We start from the raw sequence: 13,203 nt of genomic DNA, 5'->3' as shown, positions 1-13,203 counted from the left end.
TAGTGGGATTTATTGAAGTAAAAGATTTAAAAGTCCATTATCCAATTCGTAGTGGCTTCTTTAACCGTGTGACGGACCATGTCTATGCTGTGGATGGTGTTAATATTGAGTTTGAAGAAGGAAAAACCTATGGTTTGGTAGGTGAGTCAGGTTCTGGGAAATCAACCATTGGTAAGGCAATTATCGGTTTAGAGCGTGCCACTTCTGGTCAGATTATCTATGAAGGACAAGATGTAACCAACAAATCACGTGGTAAAAAAGGAAACTTTAATCGTGATGTTCAAATGATTTTCCAAGATTCTCTTTCAAGTTTCAACCCGAAAAAACGTATCTTGGACATCATTGCAGAACCAATTCGTAACTTTGACCGTTTATCTCCAGATGAAGAAAAGAAAAAAGTTCTTCAACTCTTGGATACAATCGGTCTAAATGAAGAAGCTCTGATTAAGTATCCTCACGAATTCTCAGGTGGTCAACGCCAACGTATCGGTGTTGCTCGTGCTTTGGCTAGTAATCCTCGTTTGATTATTGCAGATGAGCCGGTTTCTGCCTTGGATTTGTCTGTGCAGGCACAGGTCTTGAATTATATGAAACGTATCCAAGATGAGTTTAAGCTCAGCTATCTCTTTATTTCCCATGACCTCGGTGTTGTGCAACACATGTGTGATGAATTGTTCATCATGTATCGCGGACGTTTCGTAGAAACAGGAAATAAGAACGATATTTATAATAATCCACAACACATTTATACTAAACGTTTGTTGTCAGCTATTCCAACGATTGACCCACTCAATCGATTGAAGAATAAAGAAAAGCGTTTGGCTGCTGAAAAAGAATATCAAGAAATGCAAGGTCAATACTATGATGAAAACGGTCGTGTGTACGATTTGAGATCCTTCTCAGAAACTCATCAAGTAGCCCTTCCAGAAGGAGGTCAGAACTAAGATGTGGAAAACAGTATTACGTCGTTTACTCATGATGATTCCGCAGATTATTATTTTGAGTGTCATTGCGTTCTTTGTTGCGAAGATGATGCCGGGGGATCCCTTTACAGGATTGATTGACCCCAATATTGATCCAGCAATCATTGAACAAAAACGGATTGCGGCAGGTTACTATGACCCAATCCCTGTTCAGTATTTCCGCTGGGTAGGCAATCTTTTGCAAGGAGATTTTGGTCAGAGTGTTATTTTTAAACAACCAGTTGTTGATGTCATCATGCAGCGCTTGAATAATACAATTGGATTATCCCTCTTGACGATGGTATTGACTTATTTGATTGCACTTCCATTGGGTATGATTGCAGGTCGTTATCAAAACTCACTTGCAGATAAAATCATTGGCGTGTATAACTTCTTGACATTTTCAACTCCAACTTTCGTTTTTGCCATTCTCATGCTCTGGATGTTTGGCTTTAGTTTGGGCTGGTTCCCGACGCGTGGTTCGATTAGTGGAGGTGTGGAAGGATTTGCAGCGACTCTCAGTCGTTTACACCATATGATTCTGCCAGCGATTACAATGGCTATTTTGTCAACAACAGTTACTATTCAATATCTCCGTACGGGGATTATTGATGCTAAGAGTCAGGACTATGTTCGTACAGCTCGTGCCAAAGGTGTTCCTGAGAGAGTTGTTTATAACCGTCATATTTTCCGTAATTCGATTTTACCAATCGCATCTTTCTTGGGCTATGAATTGACAGGATTAATTGGTGGTTCTATCTTTATTGAAAATATTTTCACTTACCCAGGTATCGGTCAGTTATTCTTTAACTCTATTTCTAGTCGTGACTATAGTGTTATCTTAGCTTTATTGTTGGTATTTGGTATGGGTACTTTGTTGGGGACATTGATTTCAGATATTATCATGAGTATCGTGGATCCACGTATCCGTGTGAAATAGAAGGAGGAGTAAGGTGAGTAAAGAAAATAAAAAACAAGTACAATCTGCTTCAACTCCTCCAGGTGGCTTCCGTGTCATCGCGCGGGAGTTTATGAAAGATCGACTTGCATTGACCTCATTAATTATCTTAGTGACGGTTCTCTTAGCAGTCTTTATCGGTGCACTTCTGTTGAATCAAGAACAAGTTATGAAAGTCAACCTTTTGGGACGTTACTTGGAACCAGGTGTTGACGGCTATATCTTGGGGACAGATGAAGGTGGTAAAGATATCTTTGGTCAGCTGATTATCGGCGCTCGTAACTCAATCATTATCGGTTTTACCATTACGATTATTACAAGTATTGTCGGGATTTCTGTCGGTCTGATTTCTGGTTATTATGGCGGTCGTTTAGATGGATTCTTGATGCGTATTGTCGATTTCATCATGATTTTGCCGGTGACAATGTTGATTATTGTTTTCGTGACAGTTATCAAGAACTATACAATCTATCATTTCATTCTCATCATGAGTGCCTTTTATTGGACGGCCAAGGCTCGTCTATTCCGTACAAGGACTTTGTCAGAGGCAAGTTTGGACTATGTAAATGCATCAAAAACATTGGGAACAAGCGACTTTATGATTATGTTCCGTGAAATTTTACCAAACTTAAGTTCATTGATTATCGTTAACTTGACCTTGAACTTTGCGGGAAATATCGGTATCGAGACTTCGTTGACTTATCTTGGTTTCGGTCTGCCATCGACAGTACCAAGTTTGGGTACCTTGATTGCCAATGCTCGCAATGCAGATATTTTGGAAAACAAGACATGGATTTGGTTGCCAGCAGCCATCTTCATCCTTGTGATGATGCTCTGTATCAACTATGTCGGACAAGCTTTCCAACGTGCAGCAGATGCTAAGCAGCGTTTAGGTTAATTGTGAAAAGGGTTCCTTTGGGAACTCTTTTTTCTACTATTTGTCAAGTCCATCAAGGTATTTGACGAAAAATATTTTGAGTTCAATAGTCAAAATAAGGAAATTGTTTTATTTTGGACTAAATTTTAGTGTAAAAAGTGCATACAAAACCAACACCTTATGTTGAAATTTTTTGATAAGGTGTTACAATGATATGGCATAAACAGTTTTACCGATTTTGAGTTGAAGCGTAATCGTAAAGTTTGTTATGCATAATGAGGTAATACATTGTCCGAATGAGACGATGTATGGAGGCAATCGTGTGCGACTTCGTTGAAGTCGTTTGCGATTGTCTTTTTCGTTTCTCATAAAAGTCTGCGATATGGCAAGGATTGGTATGACTGGCTGAAGCGATATTGTGAATGCATTTGAACAGAATCTTTCTAGCGTAGGGATTGCCACGCTTGGTAATGTGTTCCTTAGCGAGGAAGTTACCAGATTCATAGTGTCTCAGGTCAATACCGATAAAGGCATTGATTTGGTTGGCTGACTGAAAACGGCGAATATCTCCCAGTTCACCAATAATACTTGTTGCAGTAGTCTCAGCTATTCCAGGAATAGAGAGCAGAATGTCATATTCAGGTAATGGCTGAGCTAGTTCCACCATTTCGTCTAAGACAGCTTGTCTCTGTTCATAAAGTCTTTGCATAGTAACGGACCTCTTCCAGTATTGGAGAGGTTTTCTTGACGGCACAATAAGATTGATTAGCTAGTGCTATAAGCTTTTCTGCTAAGTAAGCCACACGCTTATCAGAAATCCGTTTTGAAGTGGACAGACGGATGCTCTTTGAGAGTTCATCATTGCTTAACTCAAGCACGAAGTCCTTGCAAGGAAAAGCTATAACTAAGTTCCAGTATTGTTCGCCAGATGGTGTTGACAAGATATTTTCCAATTCAGGGAAAGTGACCTGTAAGACCTTGTGCAGGCGGTTTTTAGCTCGAACAATGTCCTCGGTCAGATTCTGATAGAAACGGCTGAGATCCCGCAAGTTTTGGTAGACTTTTTCTTGGACATACGTCGGTTTACGATTCAGCACAAATTGAGATTGAGCCAGTTTTTCAGCGTCAATTTGATTTGTTTTCCGCACACGCAAGCTATCCAGTTGCTTCTTGGCTTCTAAGGGATTGAGTCGTGTATAAGCGTAGCCATGTTCATCCAGAAAAGCTTGAAGACGACGAGAATAGACGCCTGTTGCTTCAAAGATGATTTCTGGCTTGTGGACGGTTTTCAAATCGCCAAGTAGCCGAGAAAAGCCAATGGCATCATTGGACATGGTGTAGTTATGTACCTTCTCGCCGTTGACTAGAATGGCCACTTCTGAACTTGCCTTACTCACATCAATCCCAAAAACTACTCGCATGATATTACCTCTTTGTCTTGAATGATTCCTTGTTTTAGTGATGTCATTTTCAATACTCGACGTCTGGCGTCCCACATACTTTGATAACATTCTTTCTAAAACAGGTGTCTTGCCAGTTTTTGTTGCGACGTCTAGCGTCAAAAGAGTTCTCGACTTAACAAGACACCTCTACTTTATCATAAAGAAAAAGTAGTGAGTACTTTCTCCCGTCGGAGATTTCCTCACTACTAATCTTAGTATGTTTTTGTAAAATCCGATGTAACAAGCTTGTTTTTTACAGAAAGCAGAAAATGTGGTAAAATGGAGTGATAAAACTATTTGAGGTAACGAATTATGACTGTTAAAATCAATACTAAAGACGGCCAAATCGAATTGACTGATGACGTGATTGCCACAGTTGTTGGCGGTGCTACGACTGAGATTTTCGGTGTTGTTGGGATGGCTAGTAAGTCTGCGATCAAGGATAATTTTCAAGCACTTTTGAGAAAAGAAAATTATTCTAAAGGTGTTGTGATTAAGACCTTGGAAGATGGTCGCATTGCAGTCGATGTTTATACTGTGATGAGCTACGGTGTAAAAATCAGTGAAGTATCTCGCAACATCCAAGAACGCGTTAAGTTCAACTTGGAAAATCAACTAGGTATCTCTGTAGATGCCGTCAATGTCTTTATCCAAAATATCAAAGTCGTAGGAGAATAATTGTGTCTAAAATTACAACTAGTTTATTTCAAGAAATGGTGCAGGCAGCATCAACTCGTCTGAATAAACAAGCCGAATATGTGAACTCACTCAATGTTTTCCCAGTTCCGGATGGGGATACTGGTACCAACATGGGGATGACTATTACCAATGGTGCTAAAGAAGTAGCAGATAAGTCTGCTTCTACTGTTGGAGAAGTTGCGCAAATTCTTTCTAAGGGCTTGTTGATGGGAGCTCGTGGAAACTCAGGTGTTATTACGTCGCAATTGTTCCGCGGTTTTGGTCAATCTGTTAAAGGCAAGGTTGAATTGGACGGTAAGGATTTGGCGCAAGCCTTTCAACATGGTGTAGAAGTGGCTTATAAAGCCGTTATGAAGCCAGTTGAAGGAACAATTCTTACTGTTTCGCGTGGGGCAGCCACTGCCGCTTTGAAAAAGGCAGAAGAGACTGATGATGCGGTTGAGGTCATGCGTGCCACTCTTGACGGTGCTAATCGTGCTCTTAAGAAAACGCCAGAGATGCTTCCAGTCTTGAAGGAAGTTGGTGTTGTCGATTCAGGTGGACAAGGTCTTGTTTACATTTATGAAGGCTTCTTGTCAGCTTTGACGGGTGAGTATATTGCTTCGGAAGATTTTGAGGCGACACCTGCTGTTATGTCTGAAATGATCAATGCTGAGCACCACAAGTCAGTTGCAGGTCATGTAGCGACTGAAGATATTACCTTTGGTTACTGTACAGAAATCATGGTAGCTCTTCGCCAGGGGCCTACTTATGTCAAGGACTTTGATTATGAAGAATTCCGTAACTACCTTAACGACCTTGGGGATTCCCTCCTTGTGGTCAACGATGATGAAATCGTTAAAGTCCATGTCCATACAGAAGATCCAGGTTTGGTCATGCAAGCGGGTCTTCAATATGGTAGCTTGGTCAAGGTAAAAGTGGACAATATGCGTGAGCAACATGAAGCTCAGGTTGAGAAAGTAGAAAGTTTCCAAAAACCGGCTGAACAAAAAGAGTATGCTATTATTGCGGTAGCTGCTGGGGAAGGTTTGACAGAAATCTTCAAATCACAAGGCGTTGACTATGTGATTTCAGGTGGTCAGACCATGAACCCATCAACAGAAGATTTTGTCAATGCTATTGAATTGGTCAATGCCCGCAATGTCATCTTGTTGCCAAACAACAAAAATATCTTGATGGCTGCTCAGACGGCTGCTGAGGTTGCAGAAGTTGCGGTTAAGGTTGTGGAAACTAAGACCCTACCACAAGGTTTTACTAGCTTGCTTGCTTTTGATCCAAGTCGTGATTTGGAAAGCAACTTTGAAGCGATGACGGCATCTCTCGCAGAGGTGAAAAGTGGTAGCGTGACAACTGCGGTCCGCGATACAACCATTGACGGTCTTGAAATCCATGAGAATGACAACCTTGGTATGGTTGATGGCAAGATTGTGGTTTCTAATCCAGATATGATGGAGACACTTGTGGCTACCTTTGATAAAATGTTGGATGAAGACAGCGAAATCGTGACTATCTACATCGGTGAAGATGGTAATGAAGAATTGGCTCAAACTCTTGCTGAACAGCTAGAAGAACAATTTGAAGATGTTGAGGTCGAAATCCATCAAGGAAATCAACCAGTCTATCCATATCTTTTCAGCGTAGAATAAACAAAATCGCAGGCTCTGGCTTGCGATTTTTTCTGTCGACTTGTCTACAATTTCCAGTAGACCTATGACAAACTACTGGGGCTATGGTATAATTAAAGACATGTATAGTCAGAATGAAAATGAATTGATTGCCATTGGTGAGAGAATTGGAAAGGCCTGTAAGCCAAATCAAGTTCTAGTATTATCAGGGGATTTGGGTGCTGGGAAAACAACTCTGACCAAGGGTTTGGCCAAGGGGTTAAAAATTGAACAGATGATTAAGAGTCCTACTTATACGATTGTTCGAGAGTATGAGGGGGCCATGCCGCTCTATCACTTAGATGTTTATCGAATTGGAGATGACCCTGACTCGATTGATTTGGATGATTTTCTCTATGGAGGAGGTCTAACGGTTATCGAGTGGGGAGAATTACTGGATGTCAGTCTATTTGATGACTATTTGCTCATTCGTATAGAGAAAGAGGGAGATGGTCGACGATTGACAGTCGAATCTCATGGAGCTCAAAGTAGCGATTTAGCGAAGGAGTTCCAAAATGTCTGAAAAAGAAGTGTATTTTAGTGAAGCTGAACCAGCTGATGCAGCAGCTTTTATTGATTTTATGAATCAAGTTGCTAGAGAAACGGATTATCTAGTCATGGATGAGACTGGTTTTCGATTTAGTGTTGATGAAATAGAGACCATCTTCGAAGCAGGGATCGAAAATCCTCGTGAATTGTGCCTGTTGGCTAAGGTTGGTTCGGAAGTCGTCGGCGCAATTTCTGTTAAGTCCTCTAAGCAGTTTCGCATTAGCCATATCGGAAATATTTTTATTGCAGTAAAAAAAGCCTACTGGGGTCACGGTATAGGGACGATTTTACTGGAGGAAGTATTGCATTGGGCAGAGGAAATGGATGTATTGAAGCGTTTGGAATTAACGGTTCAGGTTCGCAATCAGGCGGCAGTACATTTATACCAAAAACTAGGATTCAACATTGAAGGAACCCAGATAGGTGGGGCTAGAACAGATGAAGGAGAATGGCTTGATCTTTATTATATGGGCAAGTTAATTGGTGAAGTATGACAATTGGAAAAAAAATATTCTTAATGTCTTTGGCTATTATTGGTTTAACAGTAGGTGCCGGCTTAATATATGGAGCCAGCTTGTTAAATTTTTCTACGGATGCTATTTCGAAAACATTTAAGCAGCTAGATGGAGAAGAAAAAATAACTCCGATTGATGCGACAGAGCCCCTAACTATCCTACTGATGGGGGTGGATATGGACCAAGCGACCCGCGGGGGAGATTGGGAGGGTGGCCGTAGTGATTCGATGATTTTGGTAACTGTTAATCCCAAGACTAAGGAAACCAATATGATGAGCTTGACTCGTGATATTATGGTTGAGATTGCAGAAGCGAATGGGGAGTCTTCAGGAACGGTTGAAAAACTAAATCATTCTTATAGCTACGGACAGGCACCAATGGCCATTGCCACGATCGAAAAGATGATGGATATTAACATTGACCGTTATATCGAAATAAATATGGATGGTCTGGTTGAGCTTGTTGATGCGGTTGGAGGTATTGAGGTAAACAATACTCTTGGCTTCCCTATATCCATTTCGGAACATGAGCCTGCCTACACCTCTATTGTCCAGCCGGGGAAACAGTTGGTAAATGGGGATCAGGCGCTGGTTTATGCTCGGATGCGCTATGATGATCCTGAGGGGGATATTGGTCGTCAGAGACGTCAACGTGAAGTTATAACGGCTATTATAAAAAAACTCCTTCAGTTAGACGGTTTTACCCAGTATAAGAAGATTCTGACTGCCATTTCTAATAATATGCGAACCAACATTGAGATTAGTCCTGTAACAATTCCAAATCTCTTGGGGTACAAGGACTCTGTCTCCAAGTTGAATTCCTATCAGTTGCGCGGTGTGGATCAAATGGTTGATGCAATCTATTATCAATTACCAACCAGTACACATCTATTGGAAATGCAAAATGTTCTGAAAAAATCTATCGGCTTAGAAGAAAAGACCGACTTAGTCACAAACGTGAAGGTCTACGAAGGACAGATGGGATTGCCAAGTCCAATAAACGTTTATGATGCATATACAAATCTCTTGCTGTTAGAAGCAAGTCCATGGGCAGAAAGCTTGGATCCAGAAATAGGGAGTCCATCGGCTACTACGACTGTGACAACAGAAGAGCAGGTAACCGATTTTTCAACAGAGCCAGTACTCGGTGATGAAAACGGGGCACAATAATGTAGTCATTAGTTTTTCTTTTATTACTTTGACGAGCGAGTACTAAAAGCCTATAAAAATAGAGGTTGTTTTCAACCTCTATTTTTATATATTTGGAAATTCCAGATGTTAGGGAGTGTTATTCTCATTCTGGTATTTTTTGAGAATCTGTTGGATTTCTTCCAAGTTTCCTGCAATACTTTGCTGATAGACTCGAGTCTTATATTGTAAGTCAGAAGCCATTTCCTGCAAGGGCTCTTGAAAACTTTGGATAATGGCAAGTTGTTCCTGAATATTGTCCTTGCTCAGTTGAATATCTGATAGAAGTTGTTTGGTTTCCTTTATTTCTTTGGTAATTTTATCCCGATGCGTGACTGCAAGGAAGCTGGCGGTAGCGGCGCTTACGGCTAAAATGATATTACGAAGTTTCATATTATTCTCCTAGATAGAGCTCTTGTGCCAGTTGAGCCAGGGCTGGGAAGTCAGGGGCGTTGGCTTTAAATTGAATGCTCAATCCATCTTGATTGTTAAAGCGTGGTAAGAGATGGATGTGTGTATGAAAGACGGTTTGCCCAGCGGCCTCCTCGTTATTATTAACGATGTTTAGACCGCTAGCTCTAAGTTTTTCTTTTAACTGACGAGCGATGGTTGGCACAACAGAAAAGAGTGTGGCTGCAGCTTCTTCATCCATGTCAAGCACGTTTCGGTAGTGTTTTTTAGGGACAACCAATGTGTGTCCTTTTGTGACCTGAGTGATGTCTAAAAAGGCTAATACTTGGTCATCTTCGTAGACTTTTGAAGCTGGTATTTCTCCAGAAATAATTTTGCAAAAAATACAATCCGACATAATGGCAACCTCTTTCTAGGATTTTTGTTATAATAATTATATCAAATTATAGGAAGAAATGTATGTTAGAAGTAAAAAATGTAACTGGAGGATATGTCAATATCCCAGTTTTGAAAGATGTATCTTTTACCGTTGAGGATGGTCAATTAGTTGGTCTAATTGGTTTAAATGGTGCAGGGAAATCAACGACTATTAAGGAAATTATCGGTCTTTTGACACCCTATCAAGGACAGATTGTAATTGACGGCCTAACTTTGCTACAAGGGGCTGAAAATTATCGGAAGAAAATTGGGTTTATCCCTGAAACACCAAGTTTGTATGAAGAACTAACCCTCAAAGAGCACTTGGAAGTGGTAGCAATGGCCTATGATTTATCCTGGGAGCAAGCTTGGGGACGTGTTGAGCACTTGTTAAAACTGTTTCGCTTGGATGAGAAATTGGACTGGTTTCCTGTCAATTTTTCAAAGGGAATGAAGCAGAAGGTCATGATTATTTGTGCTTTTATGGTGGAGCCGAGTCTGTTGATTGTTGATGAGCCTTTTCTGGGATTAGACCCTGTGGCTATCTCTGATTTAATCGCTCTTTTGGGGGAAGAAAAATCTAAGGGCACTTCAATCCTCATGTCCACTCACGTTCTTGACTCAGCTGAGAAAATGTGCGACTCTTTTGTGATTTTACATCAGGGACAGGTCCGTGCAACTGGAAATTTGGAGGAGCTACAAAGCGCATTTGGTATGGATGGTGCAAGTCTGAATGAAATTTATCTGGCCTTGACGCAAGAAGGAGTGGCTGGATGAAAGAATTGTTTCAACAACGCCGACTAGATTTTTTAAATCGTTGTTCCAAGTATCTGCGCTATGTTCTGAATGACCATTTTGTTTTGGTTCTCATGGTTTTATTAGGCTTTTTGAGTTTGCAATATCGTCAATTATTGTTGTCATTCCCTGAGAATCCGTTGCCGATTGTTTTGGTGGTTATTGCAATCAGTCTACTGGTGCTATTGTCCGGAAGAATTGCGACTTATTTAGAAGAAGCTGATCAAATCTTCCTATTGACCAAGGAAAAAGACATTCTGCAAGGACTCGAGGTTGCAGCCAGACGCACGGTCTTGTTTTGGTCCTCTATACAGGTGGTGGTTCAGCTTGTTTTGTTACCAATCTATTTGAAACTGGGTTTACCGGTGTGGATGATTGTATCTGGTCTTCTTACTTTGTTGGTTTTAAAATGTCTTTTTGTCAAGCGCCAATTAGTGGCTTATCAGTCACAGGGAGTATTGGACTGGTCTAAGGCTATTCAAGATGAACAAAAAAGGAAACAGTCTATTTTACGTTTCTTTGCCTTATTTACAACGGTTAAAGGAATCAGTACGACTGTTAAACCGAGAAGCTATCTCAATGGAATCTTGCGTCTCGTCAAGTCGAGACAGACTTGGTTTTATCTCTACTTACGGGCTTTCTTGCGTTCAGGAGACTACTTGGGCTTGACGATACGTCTACTGTTGTTGGCGATTTTGTCCCTATTTGCCATTGAAGAATCGTGGTTATCCATCGGCCTAGTTTTAGTCTTTCATTATTTGCTTGTCTTCCAGTTGTTGGGGCTTTACAAGCATTATGATTATCAATATATAACACAACTGTATCCTCTGGAGAAAGATTCCAAGAAAATTGGTCTTCAGAATTTGCTTAGAGTGATTTTATATAGTCTATTAGTAGTGGAATTGGGCTTTGCTCTGCTATTTTCTAAAGAGAATGCGATGGTAGTCGTCTTACTTCTCGTGGGGATTTTCTTGCATGAAATATATTTGCCTCTAAAATTAAAAAAATTGATTGACTAAATAGACGAAAATTAGTAAAATAGTAAGGAATTTTTAAAGGAGGAAAGGCATGCAGTTTGATACCAGTGGGCTACAATTACAGTCTATTGCAGGAAATAGTGGCAAAGCGTTTAAAGGCCTACGGTCAGACGGAACGCCAGTCTTTGTGAAGTATGAGATGCCTCCGATAGTGTCTGCTCTTGCGCGTGAGCAAATTACACCACCCGTTTTGTCAGCAAATCGTGAAGTAGGAATGGGGCATCGTGTAGAGCAGGAGTGGTTGAATGGTCGTACCTTGGAGCGTCAAGATATGACTAGTAAACAGATTCGTCAAATACTGGTGAGAATGCACTATTCTCGCATTTTGCTCAATCAGGCTTTGCAGATGAATTATACCTATATGGAACCTCAGGATTTGGTTTATCGTTGGCAAAAAGAGGCACCAACTAGATTGGGACAGAATTCTTATCTGCAATCTATCTGTCAAGATTTATTGAATAATCTACCAAGATTCCGTCAAGAGGTGGCAACATTTGTTCATGGAGATTTGCATCATAGTAACTGGGTAGAAACGACGTCTGGTTTGGTGTATTTGACAGATTGGGAGACCGCTTGTGTAACGGATCGGATGTTGGATGTTGCCTATATTTTGACGCATTATATTCCTCGTCAGTCCTGGGAAGAGTGGCTTCGGGCTTATGGCTACAAATATAACAGCACAGTATTAAATAAGGTTTATTGGTATGGCCAGCTTGGCTATCTAAACCAAATAGCTAAGCATGTAGAAAGCTACAATGTTTTGGCTGCAAATAAAGAAATTTATGCTCTACGGCAATTCCGTCAGAGTTTCTATAAGGAAGTATGAGAGTTAGAAATCGTAAGGGAGCGAGTGAGCTTCTAGCAAACAATCCCCAGTATGTTATCTCCAATCCAGAGGAGTGTAAGGGGAAATGGGCAGAGATTTTTGGAAACAATAATCCTATCCACATAGAAGTTGGTTCTGGTAAAGGTCGCTTTGTCACTGGTATGGCTGCGCAAAATCCAGATATTAACTATATTGGTATTGATATTCAGATGACCGTGTTAAGCTATGCCTTGGACCGTGTGCTTGAAGCTGGTTTACCAAATATAAAATTATTGCAGGTGGATGGTTCGAGTTTGACCAACTATTTTGCACCGGCAGAAATAGATCAGCTTTATCTGAATTTTTCAGATCCATGGCCTAAGAAACGTCATGAGAAACGCCGTTTGACCTACAAGTCATTCTTGGATACCTACAAGGAAATCCTACCTGAGAAGGGAGAAATCCACTTCAAAACAGATAATCGTGGTCTGTTTGAGTATAGCCTGGCTAGTTTTTCTCAATATGGCATGGTCTTGAAGCAGGTTTGGCTAGATTTGCATGCGGATGGTTTGGAAGGTAACGTTATGACAGAGTATGAGGAGAAATTCTCAAACAAGGGTCAAGTCATCTATCGTGTGGAAGCACAGTTTCAATAATTCCCTTAGTGGAAAATGAGGAGAGGTCTAACAGAGACCTTTTTCCTTTGTCGAATAAACTATAGTCATTCAGTTTTTCTTTTATTACTTCGACGTAAGAGGAAATTCCGTTTCCTTATTTCTAAGTTCAAACACTCCACTGGATTGTTTGAATTCGCTTTGCCGTACTCTTCAGGGGTGACTTGCTCCGCAAGGGCTATCTCCAACCTTGCACAGTCACTCGACTGTA

The 13,203-nt window shown here is 40.7% G+C and carries 14 protein-coding genes and 1 pseudogene; 12 read left to right on the top strand and 3 right to left on the bottom strand.

Annotated features, from left to right (window positions below; all coding sequences use genetic code 11):
* Positions 1-2 precede the first annotated feature (2 nt).
* From YYK_RS08195 to YYK_RS08185, 3 genes are read left to right on the top strand one after another with little or no spacing between them, the layout of a single operon-like run.
* Positions 3-944, top strand: a complete 942-nt coding sequence (locus tag YYK_RS08195) for an ATP-binding cassette domain-containing protein (RefSeq protein ID WP_012027759.1) — start codon at positions 3-5, stop codon at positions 942-944.
* Position 945: 1 nt separating this feature from the next.
* Complete coding sequence (gene opp4B, locus YYK_RS08190) at positions 946-1,902, top strand: oligopeptide ABC transporter permease (RefSeq protein ID WP_002938143.1); 957 nt, start codon at positions 946-948, stop codon at positions 1,900-1,902.
* A 13-nt stretch (positions 1,903-1,915) separates the two neighbouring features.
* The gene (locus YYK_RS08185; RefSeq protein WP_002938141.1) at positions 1,916-2,818 is read left to right on the top strand and encodes an ABC transporter permease; all 903 of its coding nucleotides are present in this window, start codon (positions 1,916-1,918) and stop codon (positions 2,816-2,818) included.
* Positions 2,819-3,026: 208 nt separating this feature from the next.
* Here YYK_RS08185 and YYK_RS08180 read toward each other — a convergent pair.
* Positions 3,027-4,218, bottom strand: a pseudogene (locus tag YYK_RS08180) (IS110 family RNA-guided transposase).
* 333 nt (positions 4,219-4,551) lie between these two features.
* Here YYK_RS08180 and YYK_RS08175 point away from each other — a divergent pair.
* From YYK_RS08175 to YYK_RS08155, 5 genes are all read left to right on the top strand, one after another.
* Complete coding sequence (locus tag YYK_RS08175; protein ID WP_002939192.1) at positions 4,552-4,917, top strand: Asp23/Gls24 family envelope stress response protein; 366 nt, start codon at positions 4,552-4,554, stop codon at positions 4,915-4,917.
* 2 nt (positions 4,918-4,919) lie between these two features.
* Positions 4,920-6,584, top strand: a complete 1,665-nt coding sequence (locus YYK_RS08170; RefSeq protein ID WP_012028485.1) for a DAK2 domain-containing protein — start codon at positions 4,920-4,922, stop codon at positions 6,582-6,584.
* A 100-nt stretch (positions 6,585-6,684) separates the two neighbouring features.
* Complete coding sequence (gene tsaE / locus YYK_RS08165) at positions 6,685-7,125, top strand: tRNA (adenosine(37)-N6)-threonylcarbamoyltransferase complex ATPase subunit type 1 TsaE (RefSeq protein WP_012775330.1); 441 nt, start codon at positions 6,685-6,687, stop codon at positions 7,123-7,125.
* On the top strand, positions 7,118-7,645 hold the full coding sequence (locus YYK_RS08160; RefSeq protein WP_012775687.1) for a GNAT family N-acetyltransferase: 528 nt from the start codon (positions 7,118-7,120) through the stop codon (positions 7,643-7,645). Before tsaE ends, YYK_RS08160 begins: the two co-directional genes overlap by 8 nt.
* Positions 7,642-8,835: an LCP family protein gene (locus YYK_RS08155; RefSeq protein ID WP_012027754.1), complete on the top strand. Its 1,194-nt coding sequence runs from the start codon at positions 7,642-7,644 to the stop codon at positions 8,833-8,835. The genes YYK_RS08160 and YYK_RS08155 overlap by 4 nt, the downstream gene beginning before the upstream one ends.
* 108 nt (positions 8,836-8,943) lie before the next feature.
* Here the strand turns inward: YYK_RS08155 and YYK_RS08150 are convergent, their stop codons facing one another.
* Both YYK_RS08150 and YYK_RS08145 read right to left on the bottom strand, forming a co-directional pair.
* Entirely contained in the window at positions 8,944-9,246 is a 303-nt protein-coding gene (locus YYK_RS08150; RefSeq protein ID WP_012027753.1) for a methyl-accepting chemotaxis protein, read from the bottom strand.
* Between the two features lies 1 nt (position 9,247).
* Positions 9,248-9,661 carry an HIT family protein gene (locus YYK_RS08145; RefSeq protein ID WP_012027752.1) on the bottom strand — a complete coding sequence of 138 codons (414 nt, stop codon included), beginning with the start codon at positions 9,659-9,661 and terminating at the stop codon, positions 9,248-9,250.
* A gap of 62 nt (positions 9,662-9,723) precedes the next feature.
* Between YYK_RS08145 and YYK_RS08140 the strand changes: the two genes are divergently transcribed.
* From YYK_RS08140 to trmB, 4 genes are read left to right on the top strand one after another with little or no spacing between them, the layout of a single operon-like run.
* Positions 9,724-10,458, top strand: a complete 735-nt coding sequence (locus YYK_RS08140; RefSeq protein ID WP_012027751.1) for an ABC transporter ATP-binding protein — start codon at positions 9,724-9,726, stop codon at positions 10,456-10,458.
* Positions 10,455-11,495, top strand: coding sequence for an ABC transporter permease (locus tag YYK_RS08135; RefSeq protein WP_012775685.1), 1,041 nt, complete (start codon positions 10,455-10,457; stop codon positions 11,493-11,495). Before YYK_RS08140 ends, YYK_RS08135 begins: the two co-directional genes overlap by 4 nt.
* 49 nt (positions 11,496-11,544) lie before the next feature.
* Positions 11,545-12,339 (top strand): cell cycle regulator CcrZ, encoded by a 795-nt coding sequence (gene ccrZ, locus YYK_RS08130; RefSeq protein WP_002942360.1) that lies wholly within the window; start codon positions 11,545-11,547, stop codon positions 12,337-12,339.
* The gene (gene trmB, locus YYK_RS08125) at positions 12,336-12,974 is read left to right on the top strand and encodes a tRNA (guanosine(46)-N7)-methyltransferase TrmB (protein WP_002939002.1); all 639 of its coding nucleotides are present in this window, start codon (positions 12,336-12,338) and stop codon (positions 12,972-12,974) included. The genes ccrZ and trmB overlap by 4 nt, the downstream gene beginning before the upstream one ends.
* Positions 12,975-13,203: the final 229 nt, after the last annotated feature.

It is taken from the genome of Streptococcus suis S735 (genome assembly GCF_000294495.1).
In the GTDB taxonomy this organism is placed as follows: domain Bacteria; phylum Bacillota; class Bacilli; order Lactobacillales; family Streptococcaceae; genus Streptococcus; species Streptococcus suis.
Note: the sequence above shows the minus strand (reverse complement) of the source record. Positions and strands in the feature narration are given on the sequence as shown.